The sequence below is a fragment of the Candidatus Sulfotelmatobacter sp. genome (genome assembly GCA_035504415.1).
Lineage (GTDB): Bacteria > Vulcanimicrobiota > Vulcanimicrobiia > Vulcanimicrobiales > Vulcanimicrobiaceae > Vulcanimicrobium.
On the sequence record DATJRY010000020.1, the window covers coordinates 39,793 to 57,455 of the forward strand.

The 17,663-nt window shown below is 69.7% G+C and carries 20 protein-coding genes; 9 read left to right on the top strand and 11 right to left on the bottom strand.

Translation table 11 applies throughout. The annotated features are described in order from the left end of the window. Positions 1-3: 3 nt before the first annotated feature. Genes VMD91_17655 through VMD91_17675 form a run of 5 tightly spaced genes read right to left on the bottom strand, consistent with a single transcriptional unit; the run spans position 4 to position 3,697 of the window. Positions 4-438 (bottom strand): lysozyme, encoded by a 435-nt coding sequence (locus VMD91_17655; GenBank protein ID HTW85900.1) that lies wholly within the window; start codon positions 436-438, stop codon positions 4-6. Positions 439-468: 30 nt separating this feature from the next. Beyond that, positions 469-1,080, bottom strand: coding sequence for a hypothetical protein (locus VMD91_17660; GenBank protein ID HTW85901.1), 612 nt, complete (start codon positions 1,078-1,080; stop codon positions 469-471). Then, on the bottom strand, positions 1,077-2,198 hold the full coding sequence (gene hpnI, locus VMD91_17665) for a bacteriohopanetetrol glucosamine biosynthesis glycosyltransferase HpnI (GenBank protein ID HTW85902.1): 1,122 nt from the start codon (positions 2,196-2,198) through the stop codon (positions 1,077-1,079). The genes VMD91_17660 and hpnI overlap by 4 nt, the downstream gene beginning before the upstream one ends. Then, positions 2,188-3,042, bottom strand: coding sequence for a hopanoid biosynthesis-associated protein HpnK (hpnK, locus tag VMD91_17670; protein HTW85903.1), 855 nt, complete (start codon positions 3,040-3,042; stop codon positions 2,188-2,190). The genes hpnI and hpnK overlap by 11 nt, the downstream gene beginning before the upstream one ends. A 16-nt stretch (positions 3,043-3,058) precedes the next feature. Then, positions 3,059-3,697 carry a hypothetical protein gene (locus VMD91_17675; GenBank protein HTW85904.1) on the bottom strand — a complete coding sequence of 213 codons (639 nt, stop codon included), beginning with the start codon at positions 3,695-3,697 and terminating at the stop codon, positions 3,059-3,061. An 88-nt stretch (positions 3,698-3,785) separates the two neighbouring features. On the opposite strand from VMD91_17675, the gene VMD91_17680 reads away from it, so the two are divergent. From VMD91_17680 to VMD91_17700, 5 genes are all read left to right on the top strand, one after another. Further along, entirely contained in the window at positions 3,786-3,947 is a 162-nt protein-coding gene (locus VMD91_17680; protein HTW85905.1) for a hypothetical protein, read from the top strand. Next, complete coding sequence (locus VMD91_17685) at positions 3,944-4,264, top strand: hypothetical protein (protein ID HTW85906.1); 321 nt, start codon at positions 3,944-3,946, stop codon at positions 4,262-4,264. Before VMD91_17680 ends, VMD91_17685 begins: the two co-directional genes overlap by 4 nt. A 30-nt stretch (positions 4,265-4,294) precedes the next feature. Beyond that, positions 4,295-5,362: a type I phosphomannose isomerase catalytic subunit gene (locus VMD91_17690; GenBank protein HTW85907.1), complete on the top strand. Its 1,068-nt coding sequence runs from the start codon at positions 4,295-4,297 to the stop codon at positions 5,360-5,362. A gap of 1 nt (position 5,363) precedes the next feature. Then, the gene (locus VMD91_17695; GenBank protein HTW85908.1) at positions 5,364-6,698 is read left to right on the top strand and encodes an APC family permease; all 1,335 of its coding nucleotides are present in this window, start codon (positions 5,364-5,366) and stop codon (positions 6,696-6,698) included. 143 nt (positions 6,699-6,841) lie between these two features. After that, positions 6,842-7,747: a restriction endonuclease gene (locus VMD91_17700; GenBank protein HTW85909.1), complete on the top strand. Its 906-nt coding sequence runs from the start codon at positions 6,842-6,844 to the stop codon at positions 7,745-7,747. A 33-nt stretch (positions 7,748-7,780) separates the two neighbouring features. Here VMD91_17700 and VMD91_17705 read toward each other — a convergent pair whose 3' ends face one another. After that, positions 7,781-8,098 carry a cyclic nucleotide-binding domain-containing protein gene (locus VMD91_17705; protein HTW85910.1) on the bottom strand — a complete coding sequence of 106 codons (318 nt, stop codon included), beginning with the start codon at positions 8,096-8,098 and terminating at the stop codon, positions 7,781-7,783. Positions 8,099-8,215: 117 nt separating this feature from the next. Beyond that, positions 8,216-8,647, bottom strand: coding sequence for a metallopeptidase family protein (locus VMD91_17710; GenBank protein ID HTW85911.1), 432 nt, complete (start codon positions 8,645-8,647; stop codon positions 8,216-8,218). A gap of 169 nt (positions 8,648-8,816) precedes the next feature. Between VMD91_17710 and VMD91_17715 the strand changes: the two genes are divergently transcribed. From VMD91_17715 to VMD91_17730, 4 genes are all read left to right on the top strand, one after another. Further along, a complete protein-coding gene (locus VMD91_17715; protein ID HTW85912.1) occupies positions 8,817-10,508 on the top strand; it encodes an efflux RND transporter periplasmic adaptor subunit in 1,692 nt (563 codons plus the stop codon). Further along, on the top strand, positions 10,505-11,215 hold the full coding sequence (locus tag VMD91_17720; GenBank protein ID HTW85913.1) for an ABC transporter ATP-binding protein: 711 nt from the start codon (positions 10,505-10,507) through the stop codon (positions 11,213-11,215). Before VMD91_17715 ends, VMD91_17720 begins: the two co-directional genes overlap by 4 nt. Then, positions 11,212-12,432 carry an ABC transporter permease gene (locus VMD91_17725; GenBank protein ID HTW85914.1) on the top strand — a complete coding sequence of 407 codons (1,221 nt, stop codon included), beginning with the start codon at positions 11,212-11,214 and terminating at the stop codon, positions 12,430-12,432. The genes VMD91_17720 and VMD91_17725 overlap by 4 nt, the downstream gene beginning before the upstream one ends. A 216-nt stretch (positions 12,433-12,648) precedes the next feature. After that, positions 12,649-13,386: a hypothetical protein gene (locus VMD91_17730; protein ID HTW85915.1), complete on the top strand. Its 738-nt coding sequence runs from the start codon at positions 12,649-12,651 to the stop codon at positions 13,384-13,386. Here the strand turns inward: VMD91_17730 and VMD91_17735 are convergent. The 4 genes from VMD91_17735 to VMD91_17750 form a co-directional block, all read right to left on the bottom strand. Then, complete coding sequence (locus VMD91_17735) at positions 13,383-14,243, bottom strand: hypothetical protein (protein HTW85916.1); 861 nt, start codon at positions 14,241-14,243, stop codon at positions 13,383-13,385. The genes VMD91_17730 and VMD91_17735 overlap by 4 nt on opposite strands. Further along, entirely contained in the window at positions 14,240-15,127 is an 888-nt protein-coding gene (locus tag VMD91_17740; GenBank protein ID HTW85917.1) for a hypothetical protein, read from the bottom strand. Before VMD91_17740 ends, VMD91_17735 begins: the two co-directional genes overlap by 4 nt. Before the next feature lie 64 nt (positions 15,128-15,191). After that, positions 15,192-16,673 carry an aldehyde dehydrogenase gene (locus tag VMD91_17745; GenBank protein ID HTW85918.1) on the bottom strand — a complete coding sequence of 494 codons (1,482 nt, stop codon included), beginning with the start codon at positions 16,671-16,673 and terminating at the stop codon, positions 15,192-15,194. Next, positions 16,670-17,623, bottom strand: a complete 954-nt coding sequence (locus VMD91_17750; GenBank protein ID HTW85919.1) for a dihydrodipicolinate synthase family protein — start codon at positions 17,621-17,623, stop codon at positions 16,670-16,672. The genes VMD91_17745 and VMD91_17750 overlap by 4 nt, the downstream gene beginning before the upstream one ends. Positions 17,624-17,663 lie beyond the last annotated feature (40 nt).

Below are 17,663 nucleotides of genomic sequence, written 5' to 3' on the forward strand. Positions count from 1 at the left end.
GCGTCACGCTCGCAAGAACAGCGCTTTTTCGGCGGCGCGGCGCCGGACCAGCCCCGGCATGACCTGACCGTTGGCGTACACCCACCTGCCGAACTGATCGGCCGCCGCCGCGAACTGCTGCTGGTTCAGCAGCGCCAGCAGCGTCGAGCCGTCCAGGGCGCCGGTGTTGTACTGAAACGACACCAACGCCGAGAACTGGTTCGGCGTCAGCACGACCTGCACGAGCGCGGCCACTTGCTGCTCGAACATTCGCAGGTCGGAGATGAGGAACGCGTCGGCTTGTGCTTGGGTGACCGTTTGCCCGGGCTCGACGCCGGCGGTGTGCCCGTACCCGATGGTCCAGGGATCGCCGCCGGTGGCGGGATCCGGATACGCCTGGAGGCGACACCCTTCGAACTCTTTGATCAGCGCGATCCCGGCCGCGTTGGTTGTTGGCACCGTACGCGGCCCTTCAGGGGTGGCGCTCGCTTACCCTTGGGCGACGGCGCGCGCGACGGATTCGAGCGCCGCCAGCGCCCGGCGCACGTCGCGCACGAAGGAGTACGCGGCCCGCGGTGCGCGCGCGAACGCCAGCGCGATGCGCAGCCCGTCGACGCGACCGTCGACGATCGCGCGCTCGAGCGCCGGCAAATCGCGGGTCGCATCGTCGCTGACGACGCGCACCATGGCAGCCGTCCGGCCGCGCGCGGCGAGCGCGGCGGCCAGGTGCGTCCCTTCCATGTCCACGACGTCGGCGCGATACCGCTCGGCCAGCGCGGCGCGTTCGCGCCGCGTCGTCACGACGTGATCGGTCGTGCAGCCGGCGACGAGCCGCGCGCCGAGCGCGCTCGCGAGGGCCGTCTCGCACGCGAACGTGCCTCGTTCGCCGGTGACGCTGCGATAGACGACGACGTCGCCGACCCGCAGCGCGCCGAGCGCGCCGCACAGGCCGAGCACGACGATCGGCGCGTCGGCGGAGAGGGACGGCAGCTCACCGCCGCGGGAGCCGGGTGCGATCTCGACCAGCTCGGCGCGCGAGGCTGCGCGCCGCACCGCGGCGGCTTCGGCGCCGCGCGGAACGAGCAGCGTCGGCGGCGTCACGTGGTGTGCTGTTCGCCGCGCCAGCGCACGTCGCGCCCGGCGTAGGCGGCGGCCCACACCGCCAGCCCGAACGCGTCGCGCAGCGGGACGAGCCACGGCGCCGCCGGCGCGGGCGGCTCGAACGCCGAACGCGCCGCGCGCGCCAGCGCGAAACGCGCCGCCAGTGCGGTCGCCGTCAGCGCCAGCGCGCGCCCGCGATGCCGGCTGAGCGCGAGATACGCTAGCGCGAGCGGGACCGGATAGGTGACGAACAACCCCGCGTAGCCGCCGGGACGCAGGAAGCGGTGGGTGCGTGCCCAGCGCAGCTCGTGGTGCCACAGGTCGCGCAGGCTCGGCTCGTCGACGACGTTGCCGACGACGTAGGTCGAGAGCTCGACCCGCAGCCCGGCGTCGGCGACCAGCTCGCCCAGCTTCGCGTCGTCGGCCAAATGCGTCCCGATCGCGTCGAGGCCGCCGATCTGCTCGAAGAGCGCACGGCGCACGGCCATCGTCGAACCGAACGTGTAGCGCAGCGGGCCCAGCGCCTGCGCGACCAGCACCGAGGGCGCGAAGTGCTCGTGGTTGGCCATCGCGCCGAGCGCCGACGCGAAGCCCGGCAGCGGTTCGCCGCGGTACAGGCACGTCACCGCGCCGACCTGCGCGTCCTCGAACGGCGCGACGATCGCCAGCAGCCAGTCGGGACCGACGCGCATGTCGCTGTCGGCGATCACCAACAGCTCGCCGTGCGCGTGCGGGACCATCGCCGCCAGCGTGTTCGCCTTCGGATTGCGGTGCCGCGCCTCGACGCCCGCGCCGTCGACGACGCGCACCCGGTCGGGAAACTCGGCGGCCAGCGCGCGCGCGACCGCCAGCGCCGGGTCGCGCGGATCGCGCGCGCCGAGGATCACCTCGAGGTCGGGATAGTCCTGATCGCAGAACGAGCGCAGGTTCTGCAGGAGCAGCGTCTCCTCGCCGTGCAGCGGTTTGAGCACGCTGACCCGCGGCGCGCGCGCGGCGGGACGGCGGGGCCGGCGCGCGAACGCGCGCACGCGGCCGAGCGCGAAGAGCGTGTAGCCGACGCCGGCCAGCGTCGCGCCGAGCGCCGCCGCGGCCGCGATGCCGCGCAGGTCAGCTCGCACGGCGCAGCGCGGCGAACGGGATGCGCTCGACGCCCGGGGCGTCGAGCAGCGCGGCGACGTCGGGGCTGGTGAGCGCCGTCAGCTCGTCTTCGAGGTGATAGCCGGCCAGCGCCGGATCGATGCCCGGCCAGCGTTCCGTCGCGCAGTGGAAGAAGATCTCGGTCACGCCGGGCTCGAGTTGATCCAGCAGCGCGACGACCCGCGCGGGCGTCATGCGGCCGACGTCGGAGAGCCCGAACACACGGTCGTTGTGCGGGACGCCGCGCGCGCGCAAGCGCGCCCGCATCAGCGCAAGCCACGGCGCGAGCAGGTACGCGTTGGCGAAGCGCAGCCCGCGCAGGTCGCCGTTCGCACGCCACGACGGCCCGAACGGCTCGTACGGAATCCGGATCGGGGGGCTGCCGTACTCGCGCGCGATCGTCAGCATCAGTCCGAAGACGGTCGGGTGCAGATGGAAGTGCGACTGTGCGTTGACGTGGTCGAACGGCAGCCCGCTGGCCGCGAACGCGGCGAACTGCGCGCGCATCTCGGCTTCGAGCTGCCGCCGCGCGCGCGGGTGGAAGAAGTAGCGTACGCCGGCGCGCGCCAGGTCCGCGCTGAACGTCCCGTCGCGACCGACCAGGTCGGGAATCCGTTCGGGCGGCAGCAGCGGGCGGCCGGCGACGACGACGACGTGCAGGCCGACGCCCAGCGCGGGCAGCGCGCGCGCGCGGCGGATCGCGTCGGCGGCGGCCGGTTCGGCGACCATCAAGCTGGTCGCGGTCAGCACGCCCTCGCGGTGCGCGCGCTCGACGGCCTCGTTCACGGGCACCGACAGACCGAAGTCGTCGGCGGTGACGATCACGCGGCGCGCGGCGCCGCTATTGGCCGACGCCACCGCCGGTCGTGCCGGCGTCCGTCACGATCGCATAGTCGCTGAACGTCGCGTGGGCGACGACGTGATAGGCGGGCAGCACGATCTCGGCGTCTTCGCTGGCCGGCACCGGAACGCCCTGGACCGCGGTCGGATTGACCCGGACCTCGATGCGGCCGCCGTTGGTGTAGTGCCACACGATGCGGCGCAAGCCGTCGGGGTCGAGCTCGGCGTGCACGTCGCGGATGTTGCCGGCGATCTTGTCGTGCATGTCGACCAGGGTGCGATCGCCCGCGCGAGCCAGTTGCGTCACCTCGTAGTGCGCCGGCCACGTCGCGGGGACCAGCGGGTCCATCTTCATGTTCTCGAAGCCCTTCCCGAACCACGGCACGTGCTCGAAGTGGACCGAGAACAAGTTGGGCTTCTGGTAGCGGATCTCGCCTTCGAGGTGCAGCTTGAGGTACGGGAACGAGCGCAGCGCCACGTCGACGTGCAGCTTCGAGGTGTACGATTGGACCGCGGCGGTGCGCTGGCCGCTGAGCGCGAACAGGCGCGCCGCCTCCGCCGTGTCGAGCGGGGCGGGCGCCTCGGCCAGCAGCGCGACCGCCGCCGTGAGAACGGCGAGGCGAGCGGGTAGCGAGGGCATCAACGCCGACTCAACCACACCGAGCGTACACCGAGCTACCACCTTGGTCGTTTCGCTTGGTGACCTGCCGGGAACGTTCGGAGGCGCGATGTACGCCGAATACCAGGTTCCCGGCCCCATCCCAGAAGTGCCCGCCATGCCGGACTCGCCGCCCAACATCCCCGAGATCCCGGTCGACCCGACCGAGCCGGGCGGCGATCCGGAGCCGATGGACACGGAGCGCGCGTACGCGAAGGAGGACAACGAATGACGCGAACCTTGGCCCGCGTTGCAACGGGCGTACTCGCGCTGTTTCTCGTGGTTGCGCCGGCCACCGGCTGGGCGCAGACCACGGGAGCCGGCGGCACCACGAGCGGCAGCACCTCGTCGACGACCACGACGACGGTCGGCGGACAGCCGGCCACGAGCTCGACCACGACGACGTCGCCGAGCGGAACCAACACCACGACGACGCTGAACTGGACGTGGGTCGTCGTCGGCGCGGTCGTGCTGGTCGTGATCGTCGGTCTGGTCGCGATGGCCGGGGGACGTTCCTCGACCACCACCACCGAGATTCGACGCGAATAGCGGCGGAACGGCGAGCGCGTAGGGCGTAGAGTGGAAGCGGTGAGCGACCGCGTCTACCCCTACGTGCTCGAGCCCAAAGAAGCACCCGCGATTTGGGGCGGCGACGCGCTCGTGCGCGTCTACGGCAAGCCGCCCGATCCGGGCGTCCTGCTCGGCGAGTCGTGGGAGTGCTGGGACGCCAACCGGATCGCGAACGGCCCGCTCGCGCAGCACACGGTCGCCGACCTGCGGGCCGAGCTGGGCGCGACGCTGTGCGGCCCGATCGACGCGCACGGCATCTTTCCGGTGCTGACCAAGATCATCGACGCGCACGAGGCGCTTTCGGTGCAGGTGCACCCCGACGACGCCTACGCGCGGCGCGTCGAGCACCAGGCCAACGGTAAGACGGAGTGCTGGTACATCTTGGCCTGCGAGCCGGGTGCGGAACTGGTGCTCGGGTGGACCCGCGACACGACGCGCGCTGAGTACGAACGGCGCGTCGCGGACGGGACGCTCGGCGACATCTTGCGCCGCGTGCCGGTCGCGCCGGGCGAGGCGTACTATCTGCCGGCCGGCACGCTGCACGCGATCGGTGCCGGCATCCAGCTGTTCGAGACGCAGCAGGCCAGCGATTTGACCTACCGCATCTTCGATTGGAACCGCCTCGGCACCGACGGCAAGCCCCGCCAGCTGCACGTCTCGAAGGCGGGCGACGTGCTCGATTTCCGCGCGACCTTCCCCGGCGCGGTCGAACAGCTGACGTTCACCACCGACGGGCTCGATCGGACGCTGCTGATCGCCGACTCGCGCTTCGTGGTCGAGCGCGTGCGGCTCGGCGCGGCGACCGGCCTGGCGCTCGAGGGCCGGCCCGTCACGCTGACCGCGTGCGCCGAACCGTTGCGCGTGCAGGTCGACAACACCAGCGTGCGGCTCGCGCCGTGGCAAAGCGTGCTGATCCCGGCCGCGAGCGCCGAGGCGCTGCTCGTTCCCGACGGCCGCACGACGGCGAGCGCGCTGGTCGTGCGCCCGCAGCCCGATCTCGAGGCGCTGCGCGACGCGGTCGCGGCGGACGGCGTCCCGCACGACGTCTCGGAGCGGTTCTTCGCGCAATTCGGCTGACGTGACGACGCTGGTCCGCGGGGTCGGGCTCCGCGGCGCCACCGCGATCAACGTCATCACGATGGTCGGCATCGGACCGCTCATCACGATCCCGCTCGTGCTGGCCGCGCTGCACGGTCCGCTCTCGCTGGTCGCCTGGATCGCCGGCGCGCTGATCGCGCTGTGCGACGGACTGGTGTGGGCGGAGCTGGGCTCGCTCTTCCCGGGCTCGGGCGGCACGTACGGGTTCCTGCGCGCGACGTTCGGCGCGCAGGGCGTGCGCGCGCTGCCGGCGTTCCTATTCGCCTGGCAGACGATCTTCGCCGCGCCGCTGCTGTTGGCGTCGGGCTACATCGGCTTCGCCGACTACGCGGCGTATCTGGTTCCCGGCGGTCTGGGTCCGTGGCCGACGAAGTTGCTGGCCGTCGCGATCGGCGTCGTCACGCTGCTGGCGCTGGCGCGTGGGATCGGCGCGATCGCGCGGACGGGCATCGTGCTCGGCGCCGGGGTCGTCGTCACGCTGCTGTGCGTGATCGTGGCGGCGTACGCTCACCCCACCGTCGCCCAGCCGTTCGCGCTGGGCGCGGGCGACTCGCTCTGGGGCGGCCTGCGCACCGGCTTGGGCGCCGCGCTGATCCTCACGATGTACGACTACCTCGGCTACGGCCAGGCGGCGTGCATCGGCGACGAGCTGGTCGAACCGCGCCGCACGCTGCCGCGCGCGACCGTGTTGGCGGTGCTGCTGGTCGCGGTGCTGTACGTCGCGCTGCAGATCGGCGTCTTGCGCGCGCTGCCGTGGGCGGCCGTCGTCGCCGACCCGAGCGGGCTGGGCCAGCACGTCGGCTCGACGATCGTCGAGCACGCGGCCGGCGTCGGCGCGGCGATCGTGGTGACGGTGCTGATCCTGGTGACGACCTTCGCCTCCGTCTACGGCAACCTGCTGGGCTTCTCGCGCATCCCGTTCGCGGCGGCGCGCGACGGCCTGTTCCCGCGCGTCTTCGCCCACGTGCAGCGGCGCCACCGCTTCCCCGACGTCTCGCTGGTCACGATCGGCGTGCTGGCGCTGCCGGCGTGCTTGTTTCCGCTCGATCAGGTCATCGCGGCGCTGACGACCGCGATCGTGCTGGTCCAAGCGATCGCGCAGATCGTCGCGCTGGCCGTGCTGCGCGCGCGCGGCGAGCGCGCGCCGTACAGCATGCCGCTCTATCCGCTGCCCGCGCTGGTCGCGCTGGCCGGCTGGCTCTACGCCTTCGCCAGCGCCGGCGGCGCCGCGATCGGCTACGGGTTGGTCAGCATTGCCGCCGGCGTCGCGGTCTTCTGGTGGAGAGGGAATCATACGCGACCCGAGTGGCTTTGAGCGCCTTCGCAAGTGTCTGAGGGTGGGGTCGATCGCTACGGGTCGGCGAAAGGATTAGCGGAGGCTGGCCGCCCGCTTTCGCATTTAGCCGAAGATGGCGGCGTTGCTACCTTTTCGAGGGTGGAGTATGGGTGGTCGGTAGCATGGCTGGTAAAACGCACCTTCCTTTTGATGTTGTCGAGGCAGCAATCCAAGTTGCGGGCCAGGCATTTCACTATAAGAGCGGCTTGAAAAGGCTGTTCTTACGGGCGGGAGTACCACCCGCGATGTACGAGCGCTATGAGCAAGAAATGAAATATGTCATCGCGAGGAATGTTTTTGCTGATCTCGATGAACGCAGCACCGCAGGATACGAAATCGCGGTGCGGATTGTTCAAGAGATGTGCTCAATTAGGCGCATTGCTGATCCGAGCGTTGATGCAGCGGCTGCCAAGAAGGCCATTGAGCGGCTTAAGCAGCTTGCGAATGCTACCCTTATTTCCGAGGCAGAAGACGAGGTCGAACGAAAACGCCGGGAGCGACTCGAAAGCGAAAGGCTTTCGCAACTAAACTTCCGCCAAAAGACGCTCGGCGAGTTGCTACTGAAATACGGAGAACTGCTAAGAGAGGCGAATAGGCAAAAGGCCGGCTACGCCCTCGAAGAATTGCTTGAGGACCTTTTCCGAGCATATGAATTGGAATATAGACCATCTTATCGAGCGGCAGCGCAGCAGATCGATGGCGCTTTCAAGTTTGAAAAATTTGACTATCTGCTGGAAGTCAAGTGGACACAAGACGAAGCCGGACTTGAGCAGTTAGTAGCATTTAAGGGGAAGGTAGATAGCAAGATTCAGAGCACCCGCGGATTGTTCTTGTCAATGAATGGCTTTCGGGCCGACGTCGTCGAGGTTTTTCACCGCGGTACGAGCACAAACGTCATTTTGATGGACGGGCATGACTTGGTACTGATTCTCGAGGGACGGATCGAGCTACCTGATGCACTCGAATTAAAAACTTCGAAAGCCGCTCACGAGGGCACGCTATATGTGCCCCTCAGGCTCCACTGCTAGTGTTGAAGATTTCGGGGCTGGGGCATCTCAGCGCTAGCGGAGCTGCAGATCGTCCATGCGGCGCAGGCGCGCCGCCATCGTGCGCATCACGTCGAGTGCGAAGAAGGGTGTATTCTGGACGAGATAGAGGAACCGCTTCTGATCCACCTCGACGATCTTTGTCGGGGAGAACGCGGTCGCGGTGGCCGTGCGCGGCATCTGCTCGATGAGCGCCATCTCACCGAACATCGCGCCTGCCCCGAGGCGTTCGACGACCATGTCGCCGACCGTGAGGACCACCTCGCCGTCGAGCACTACAAACATCGTGTTGCCGGGGTCGCCGCGGTGAAAGAGCGTCTCGCCGGCGATCAACGTCCGGATATTGGGGTCGTTCTCGAAAATGTTCACGAGACCACTCCGAAGCGGGGGCGGGAGGTGCACACTATTTTTCGCCAAGCTCAATGCCGTACCCCGCGTAGAAAACCCGCTTCAGTACGGTAGGTCGTCGTGCTCGAGGCCGAAGTAGTGACCGAGCTCGTGCATGACGGTCTCGCGGACCTCGCGGAGCGCTTCTCGCCGCGAGCGGGCGATGCGGTTGATCGGGCCGCGGAACACCGCGATCTCGTCCGGCAGCAGGGGGTCGTCCGGGCCGCGGTCCGGCAACGCGACGCCGCGGTAGATGCCGAGGATCTCACCGCCGTCCTCGTCGTCGTGCCCCACCACCGACTCGACGTCGTCGGCGTTCGGCTCTTCCTCGACCGCGATCACGACGTTGTCGAGCATGGCGGCGAACCGTTCCGGCAGCGACGCCAGCGCCTCTTCGACGACGGCCTCGAACTCCGCGACCGTCAAGTTCGCGCCGGTATGCCGCGCCAGCCGCCGTTGGTATCGCGAACGCGGTGACGGATCCTGGCTTTCCATCGCGCCGATCGCCTTCCGCACCCTTGCGCGAAAGCACTGCTGAATGAGAGCCGGGTGACAAGCGGGCGCGTGTCGTGAGGGAAAGCGACGGAGTCTGGTAGTGCGCTGAGAACCATTCTCATCTTACGTTCAACACGTTCGGCAGTCTGGGAGCGTCGTACAGAGTGCCATGAATATCGCAGAGCGGCCGGCGACGAACGACCGCATTCATACCGTCATCTTGGAGCCTCCGCGCCGTCGCCCGCGGATCTGGCTCGCTGCCGCGGCGGTGCTCTGCATCGTCGCGATCATCGCTACACTGTTCGTCGTGCGTTCGCGTGCGTCGGCGGTGAGCTACACGACCGTTCCGGCGCAGACGGGATCTCTCGCGCAGACCGTCACCGCGACCGGCACGCTCAACCCGCAGAACACGATCAACGTCGGCACGCAGGTGTCCGGCACGATCAACACGATCCAAGCCGACTACAACTCCCACGTGAAGAAGGGCCAAGTCCTGGCCACGATCGATCCGACGACCTTCAACGCGGCGTTGGCGCAGGCGCAAGCACAGCTGGCGCAGGCGCAAGCGAACGCGCAGGCCGCCGCGGCCACCGCCACCGGCGGCCCCTCGAGCGTCGCCGAGGCGTCGGCGCAGGCCGCCGCCGCGGCCGCGGCCAGCAAAGCCGCGCTCGCGACCGCCCAATCGGCCCAGGCCGGCATCGCCACCGCGCAGTCGACGGTGACCAAGGACCAGAGCGCGCTCACCCTCGCGCAGCAGACGTTGTCTCGCGACCGGCAGCTGCTGGCTCAGGGCTACGTCGCGCAGAACCAGGTCGACACCGATCAGACCAACTTCGTCGCCGCCCAGCAGACGCTCGACGCGGCCAAGCTCGCCGTGACGCAAGCGCAAGCTCAGACCGCCGCTGCACAAGCGCAGGCGGTTCAGGCCGGCGCGACGCAGCAGGCGCAGACGGCACAGACGGGCGTGAGCAGCGCGCAGGCGGCGAATCAGGCCGCCACCGCGCAGGCCGACATCGCGGCGATCGGGATCGATCGCGCGCAGGTGACGACCGCCGAGCAGAACGTCAAGAACACGATCATCACCTCGCCGGTCGACGGCACGGTGATCGCGCGTGACGTCACGGTCGGGCAGACCGTCGCGGCCAGCCTGCAGACGCCAACGCTGTTCTCGATCGCGCAGGACCTCTCGAAGATGGAGCTGGACCTCGCGGTCGGCGAGCCCGATATCGGGCACGTCGCGGCCGGGGACCCGGTCAGCTTCAGCGTCCTGGCGTTCCCCAACCGCACCTTCACCGGGACCGTCGAGCAGGTGCGTCAAGCGCCGACGACCGTCAACAACGTCGTGACCTACACCGTCGTGGTGCTGGTCGGCAACACGGACGGCTCGCTGCTCCCGGGCATGACGGCCAACGCGACGATCCAAGTCGCGCACGTCGACAACGCCACCATCGTCCCGCTGGCCGCACTCAGCTTCCAGCCGCCGAGCGGCGCGTTCGGCAGCCATCACGCACGTCGTCCGCAGGGTGCGAGCGCACCGGCCGGTGCCGCCAAGTCGACGGCGCATGCGTCGAGCAGCTCTCCGTGGGGCGCGACGCAGACGGTGAGCAGCGGCGCGGTGACGCCGGGCTCGACCGGACGCGTGTTCGTCCTGAGCGGCAAGACGCTGCGGCCGGTTCCGGTCCACGTCGGACTCGTCAGCGCGACGCAGGCGACGGTTACGCCGCTGCGCGGGACCCTCGCGGCCGGTGACGCGATCGTCACCGCCGACACCGGCGGCGCGCGGGCGACGCACGCCGCAGCCGGCAATCCGCTGGCCGGTGGTCAGGGCGGCGGTGGCCGGATGCTCGGAGGTGTGCGATGACACCGGTCGTCCAAGTGCGCGCTCTGCGCAAGGTCTATCCGCTCGACGGCGGCGACGACGTCGTCGCCCTGCGCGGGGTGGACCTCGACATCCATGACGGCGAGTTCCTCGCCGTCATGGGGCCCTCGGGCTCGGGCAAGTCGACGTTCATGCACATCGTCGGCCTGCTCGACCAGCCGACGTCCGGTTCGTACACCTTCGCCGGTCACGAGCTGACCTCGCTGGGCAAGGACCAGCTCGCCGACCTGCGCTCGCGGGCGCTGGGGTTCGTCTTCCAGGCGTACAATCTGCTGCCGCGCACGACGGCGGTCGAGAACGTCGAGCTGCCGATGATCTACGCCGGCGTCTCGGCGAGCGAACGCCGCGAGAAGGCGATGGCGGCGCTCGACGCGGTCGGGCTCGCCAAGTACGCGCATCATCAGCCCAATCAGCTCTCCGGCGGTCAGCAGCAGCGCGTCGCCATCGCGCGCTCGATCGTCAACCAACCACAATTGATCCTGGCCGACGAGCCGACCGGCGCGCTCGACACCGCGTCCTCCGAGGACGTGATGGCGCTCTTCCGGCGGCTCAACGAGGAACGCGGCATCACCGTCATGCTCGTCACGCACGAGCCCGACGTCGCCGCGCACGCGCGCCGGCTGGTCACGTTTCGCGACGGCGTCATCGTCTCCGATGCGCCGACCGCGAAGGAGGTCGTGCTGGCATGATCAGCTTCGTTCAAACCGTACGCATGGCGCTGCAGGCGCTGGTACGCAACAAGTCGCGCTCGCTGCTCACGATGCTCGGCGTCGTAATCGGCGTTGCGGCGGTGATCGTCACCGTCGCGATCGGAACGGGCGCCAAGAGCTCCGTCGCGAGTCAAATCAACGCTCTCGGCAGCAACATGCTGGTCGTGCTGCCGGGCAGCGTCTCGACGACGGGCGCGCGCACGGGCCTGGGCGGTGCGTCGACGCTCACCGCGGCCGACGGCATGGCCATCGCCCAGTTGCCCGGCGTCGCGGCGGTCTCGCCGGTGGTCAACCTGCGCACGCAGGTCATCGCCGGCGGGCAGAACTGGCAGACGACGGTCAGCGGCGTCGCGCCCAGCTACACCTACGTGCGGAGCTGGCCGACCGCCAGCGGCCGGTTCTTCACCCAAGACGAGACCAACAGTTCGGCCAAGGTCGCGGTGCTCGGCCAAACCGTCGTCTCGCAGCTCTTTCCGGGCGGTCAGAACCCGGTCGGCACGACCGTCGAGATCGGCAACGTCCCGTTCACGGTCATCGGCACGCTGACGGCCAAAGGACAGAGCGGTCCGGGCCAAGATCAGGACGACACGGTGCTCATCCCCTACACCTCGGCGCAGCAGCGCATCACGGGGACGACGACGGTCGCCGAGCTGATGGTCTCCGCGGTCGACCAGGATCACCTCGATCCGGTGCAGGCCCAGATCACCTCGCTGCTCGAGCAGCGTCACCAGATCGCGGCCGGGCAGCCCGACGACTTCCAGGTGCGCAACCTGGCCGACATCGCGCAGGCCGCGTCGGCGACGGCGTCGATCCTCGCGCTCCTGCTGGCGTCGGTCGCGGCGGTCTCGCTGCTGGTCGGCGGGATCGGGATCATGAACATCATGCTCGTCTCGGTCACCGAGCGCACGCGCGAGATCGGTTTGCGCGTCGCGGTCGGCGCCCGCGGCGCGGCGATCCTGCGCCAGTTCCTGATCGAAGCGGTCGTCTTGGCGACCGGCGGCGGCGGGATCGGCGTCGTGCTCGGCGTCATCGGCGCCGGTGCGATCGCGCTGTTCGCGCACTGGCCGGCGAGCGTGCCGTTCTCGGCGGTCGCGATGGCGCTGGCGTTCTCGGCGGCGGTCGGCGTGTTCTTCGGCTACTGGCCGGCGCGCAAGGCGGCCGCCCTCGACCCGATCCGCGCCCTGCGCTTCGAGTAGCGCGCGAAGAGGGAGCGCGTCGCCTGACGGCGGCGCGCTCCCCAGACGCTAGCGTCCCTTACCACTGCATCGGTGCGCGGTCGCAGGGACTTGAGAGCTCGATTGTGCGCTGCGAAGCGGGTCACAGATCGAGCTGCCGCCACCCGTGCCGGCAGGTGCCAGGCAAGGGCCTTCATCGTTATCCGGCGCCGTCGAATGGGGACGTTGCCGGACACGATGAGCAGGACGAGTACGCAGAAGACGGCAGCCGGCGCCCTCTTGGCGCTGGCGCTGGGGGTCCTCCCGGCGCTCGCGATCGCGCAGGGAACGGGCGCCGGCGGGGGCACGAGCGGCGGTGCAGGCACGAGCGGCGGCACGAGCGCCGGTGCCAACGGAACCGGGGGCGCCAACGGCAGCGCGGCCGGCACGAACGGCGGCACGACCGGGACGACGAGCACGACCAACGGGTCGACGGGGACGAACGGCGTCTCGACCGACACGACCGGCTCGACCAACGCGACCGGCAACAACGGCACGACGAACGCCAACGGCACGTCGACCGACACCACGACCAACGCGAACGGCACCAACGCCAACGGGACCGGCGGCACGACCAATGCGGCGGGTGGCGGGAACGACAACGGCACCGGCACGGGCTCGACCAACGCCAACGGCGGTACCGGCGGCGGCAACGGCAGCGCGAACGGCGGCAGCGCCGGTCAGGACACGAAGACGACCGACAACACCTCGTCGAGCGGCGAAGGCGGCGGCTGGGGCCTGATCGGTCTGCTCGGCCTACTGGGCCTGATCGGGCTGCGCCCGAAGCGCGCGACGACCACGACCGTCGCGACCAAGCCGCCGGTGACGGCCGCGCCGATGACCGATCCGCTGACCGGCAAGACGATCGCCGTCGTCAAGGAAGAGACGGTCGTCGAGCCGGTCGTCAGCGAAGTCGGCGTGGGCGACGAAGGTTAACGGAACCAGAAGTTCGACTGACCGGTTCCGATCGCGGCCTCGTAGCGGCCGAACTGCTGGCCCGGCGTGTTCCACGCCGGGCCGCCGTGCGCTCCGGCCAGCACGAGATAGTGCGCGAAGCGCCCCTCGGGCGAGCACGTCCGGCGGAACTCGTCGGCGTGCGCCAGCACGGCGGCGTGATCGCCGGCGCGCCACCAATCCATGATCCGCTCGTCCCATGCGCGCAGCGCCGGGTCGCTGATGTCGCGCGGATCGGCGCTGGCGCGCTCGCGGATCGTGGCCAGCGGCCAGAACCGGTGCGACATCCCGCCCGAGGCGATCAGCAGCACGCGCCGTCCGGTCCGCGTGGCGGCGGCCGCGATCGCCTCACCCAAACGCAGGTTCGGCTCGACCTCGGCGGTGTCGCAGACGGAGATCGGCAGGACGCGCTGCTTGGCCGGGCCCGGGTTGTAGTAGTGCATCGGGTTGAGCGTCCCGTAGTGCACCGGCAGGCCGCGGTGCGCGGCCGCCTCGGCCGGCACGCCGCGCTCGCGCGCCTCCGCCGCGATCGCGGCGGCCAGCTCGGGATCGCCCGGATAGTCGTAGGCGTACTCGTGGATCATCCACGGGATCTCGTCCGAGGTGTAGATGCCCGCGTGCCGTTCGTGCGCGTTGAGGACGAACTCGAGCGTCGTGTGCCAGTGGGTGTCGATCAGCACGAACGTGTCGAACTCGAGCGCCGCGATGCGCTCGCGGTGAATCTGCGCGAGCGCGTCGTAGAACGTCGTGATGTTGTCGCGCATATACTCGCGCCGCGCCTGCTGGTCGAGGATCATCAGGCGCGGGACGTGCGTCGAGAACAGGCCGGCGGCGATCACGCGACGATGGCGGCTCGGCTGTCCTCCGGCGTCCAGCCGTCGGGGCCGGCGTAGCGCATCGGCGGCAGGTTGGGGATCTTCGAGCGGAAGATCAGGTACTGGCGAAAACCATCGAGCTCGAACTGCCGCTTGTCGGCGATCATGCCGGCCTCGTAGAGTGAGTTGGCGATGGCGGAGTCGCGGCCGAGCTTGCGGATCGTGATCGGCAGCAGCTTCTCTTCGAGGTCGAGGATGCGGAAGGCGGCCTCTTCGGGGTCGGGCGACGCGTCGATCGCCTCTTTGACGATCTTCAGCCCGGTCCCGATGTGCCGCACCTCGTCGTGCATGACGTACTCGTAGGTCACCGCGGTCGCCAGGTCGCCGTAGCGTTTGGCCAGGTCGATGATCGAGTTGAAGAGCACGTGCGCCGAGTACGACTCGAGCGTGCAGACCTGGCCGTAGACGATCTCGACGAAGGTCGGCAGCCCGTTGACGAAGCGGAACAGCTCGGTCTGCTCGTAGGGAACGTCGAGCGAGTCGGCCAGATCGAGGTCGCGCACGCGACGCCACTCGATCTGGGTGTGCCGCACCTCGTCGAGCGCGTGCGTCGCGTAGAAGTACTGGATCGTCGGCCGGTTGGTCTTGGTGATGATCTGCGCGACTTGGCTGGTCGTCTGCGCCTCGCCCCAGCAGGTCGTCAGCATGATCGGCTTCATCGCCGCCTTGTACTCGCGGGAGAGCTCCGGATCGTGCGTCTTGTGCGTGCGATACTTTTCGAGCAGCGCCTTGGTGTCGCGGTACTGGTGCTCGATGTATTCTTCGTACGACTCGAGCGTGCCGAAGGTCTGCAGCTCCGCGTCGGGGACGTGCTTGGGGATGACGCTGACGGAGTTCACGAATGACATGACGTTCCTCTTCAGGCGGCTCGGGCGAAGCCCGAACGCGAAGGCTTCCGCGAAGCGGAAGCCACTAGTAGGCGATGCACACGAGCTTGGGCTCGGTGAAGAAGTCCAGCGACCAGCGGCCGCCCTCGCGGCCCAGGCCGCTCATCCCGACGCCGCCGAACGGCTGGCGCAAGTCGCGCAAGAAGTAGCCGTTGACCCAGCACATCCCGGCGCGCACGCGCTCGGCGAAGCGCAGGCCGCTCCCGACGTCGCGCGTCCAGATGTAGGAGGAGAGGCCGAAGCGCGTCGCGTTCGCGCGCTCGACCACCTCGTCGAGCGATGCGAACCGGAAGATCGACTGGACGGGACCGAAGACCTCTTCGCGCGCGATCGTCTGCGTCTCGTCGCGCGGCGCGTAGATCGTCGGCGAGTAGTAGTTGCCGGCCGCGAGCGCGGCGCTGCCCGGCCGCGCGCCGCGCAGCAGTGCCTCGACGCCCTCGGCGTCGGCCTGCGCGCAGAAGGCCTCGACCCGTTCGCGGTGCTGCGGCGTGATCAGCGGCCCCAAGTCGCTCTCGCGCGACTGCGGATCGCCGACGCGCAGCGCGCGCACCGCCGCCAGATAGCGCTCGACGAAGCGGTCGTAGATCCCGCTCTGCACGTAGAGGCGCGTGCCGGCCAAACAGACCTGCCCGCTGTGGCGGAACATCGCCAGCACGCTGCCCTCGACCGCCAGCTCGAGGTCGGCGTCGTCGCAGACGACGTTGGCCGACTTGCCGCCCAGCTCCAACGTCACTTTCTTGAGCGTCGCGGCGGCGGCCAGGTTGATCGCCTTGCCGGTCGGCTCGCTGCCGGTGAACGCGACCGCGTCGACGCGCGAATCGGCGACCAGCGGCGCGCCGGCACCCGGCCCGAAGCCGGTCACCACGTTGACGACGCCGTCGGGGACGCCGGCCCGCGAGCACAGCTCGGCCAGCTTGAGCGTCGAGAGCGGAGTGAGCTCCGAGGGCTTGAGCACGCAGGTGTTGCCGGCTGCGATCGCCGGCGCGATCTTCCACGTCGCCTGCATCAGCGGCGAGTTCCACGGCGTGAGCAGCGCGCAGACGCCGACCGGCTCTTCGCGCACGATCGAGGCGATCTCGCGCTGCGCGCCCAGGAACGGCTTGCGGTCGAAGAACGCCGCTTGTTCGCGGTGCTCGATCGCGCCGGCGAAGAACGCGCAGTTGTCGGCCGCGCGCGGGACGTCGCGGTCGGCGGTCTCGCGGAACGGTTTGCCCGCGTCGCGCGATTCCAGCCGCGCCAGCTCCTCGCGCTGCTCGATCAGCAGCTCCGCCAGCCGGCGCAGCACCGTGGCGCGCTGCGCGATCGTCGTGCGCGGCCACGGTCCGTCGTCGAACGCGCGGCGCGCCGCGGCGACGGCGCGCTCGACGTCGGCGGCACCGCCGCTCGCGATGCGCGCGACGATCTCGCCGCTGGCCGGATCGCGATCGTCGTAGGTCGCGCCGTCGGCGGCGTCGACCGCGCGCCCGTCGATCCAGAGCTGCGCCGTCGGCACGTCGCTCGCGATCATGACGTCGCGTGCACCGCGACGCGCTTCTCGGGCCGCATCGCGGGCACGACTTCGAGCAGCTCGGGCAGCCGCTTCGTGATGCGTTCCTCGGCGTCGTCGGGCGCGAGGTAGGGCGGGCGGGCCGGCCCCATCTCGATCCCCGTCACCACGCTGGCCGTCACCTTGGTCATCCCCAGCGCGCCCAGCGCCGCTTCGCCGCCGCGCGGGAAGACGCGGTTGAGCCGGCGCTGGATCTCTTCGGCGAGCCGGACGTCGCCGTTGCGCCAGGCCTCGTCGATCGCGACGCAGGCCGGTACCGCGAAGACGTTGATCTGCCCGCCGTTCGAGCCCAACAGCCGGCCCGTCAGGTACGCGCGGAAGGTCTGCAGGTACAATGCGCGCCCGCTGAGCGCGTCGGCGACCGCTTCGAGGTGCTGCAACTCCGTCTCGACCTCTTTGACCGCGACGACGTTGTGCAGCTCGGCGACCTTTTGGAAGAAGGCCGGCGACATGTGGAACTTCGAGAGCGCCGGGTTGTGATACACCGTGACCGGGATCAGCTCGGCCTCGGCGACGGCGCGGAAGTGCTCGTACGCCTCGCGCTCGCCGACCTTCCAGTAATACGGCGCGATCACCACGGCGCTGTCGTAGCCGAGCTCGGCGGCGAGCTTCGTCCACTTCATCGCTTGCAGCGTCGTCGCGCCCGAGGTCATCGCCGAGGCGCTCTTGCCCGGGTGCTTGCGCGCCTGGTCCACGACGATCTCCAGCACCCGGCGGCGCTCGTCGTCCTCGAGGTGGAGGAACTCGCCGATCGAGCCGCTGGCGACGACGCCGGTCGCGCCGTGGGCGAAGCACCAGTCGATCTGCGCGCGCAGCGCGCCCTCGTCGAGGGCGTAGTTCGTGCGGTTCATCGGGGTGACGACCAGCCCGATGACGTCCTTGAGGGTGTCGCGGAAGCGTTCGACCTGCATGGCGGGTGCTACACCCCCATGCGGCCCGGCTACCTGCCGG

Bases quoted from the DNA above. Each gene is read 5' to 3' on its own strand.
- VMD91_17675 (HTW85904.1), bottom strand. From the start codon at position 3,697: ATGCCCTCGCTACCCGCTCGCCTCGCCGTTCTCACGGCGGCGGTCGCG.
- VMD91_17680 (HTW85905.1), top strand. From the start codon at position 3,786: ATGTACGCCGAATACCAGGTTCCCGGCCCCATCCCAGAAGTGCCCGCC.
- VMD91_17685 (HTW85906.1), top strand. From the start codon at position 3,944: ATGACGCGAACCTTGGCCCGCGTTGCAACGGGCGTACTCGCGCTGTTT.
- VMD91_17700 (HTW85909.1), top strand. From the start codon at position 6,842: ATGGCTGGTAAAACGCACCTTCCTTTTGATGTTGTCGAGGCAGCAATC.
- VMD91_17710 (HTW85911.1), bottom strand. From the start codon at position 8,647: ATGGAAAGCCAGGATCCGTCACCGCGTTCGCGATACCAACGGCGGCTG.
- VMD91_17715 (HTW85912.1), top strand. From the start codon at position 8,817: ATGAATATCGCAGAGCGGCCGGCGACGAACGACCGCATTCATACCGTC.
- VMD91_17720 (HTW85913.1), top strand. From the start codon at position 10,505: ATGACACCGGTCGTCCAAGTGCGCGCTCTGCGCAAGGTCTATCCGCTC.
- VMD91_17725 (HTW85914.1), top strand. From the start codon at position 11,212: ATGATCAGCTTCGTTCAAACCGTACGCATGGCGCTGCAGGCGCTGGTA.
- VMD91_17730 (HTW85915.1), top strand. From the start codon at position 12,649: ATGAGCAGGACGAGTACGCAGAAGACGGCAGCCGGCGCCCTCTTGGCG.
- VMD91_17740 (HTW85917.1), bottom strand. From the start codon at position 15,127: ATGTCATTCGTGAACTCCGTCAGCGTCATCCCCAAGCACGTCCCCGAC.
- VMD91_17745 (HTW85918.1), bottom strand. From the start codon at position 16,673: ATGATCGCGAGCGACGTGCCGACGGCGCAGCTCTGGATCGACGGGCGC.
- VMD91_17750 (HTW85919.1), bottom strand. From the start codon at position 17,623: ATGCAGGTCGAACGCTTCCGCGACACCCTCAAGGACGTCATCGGGCTG.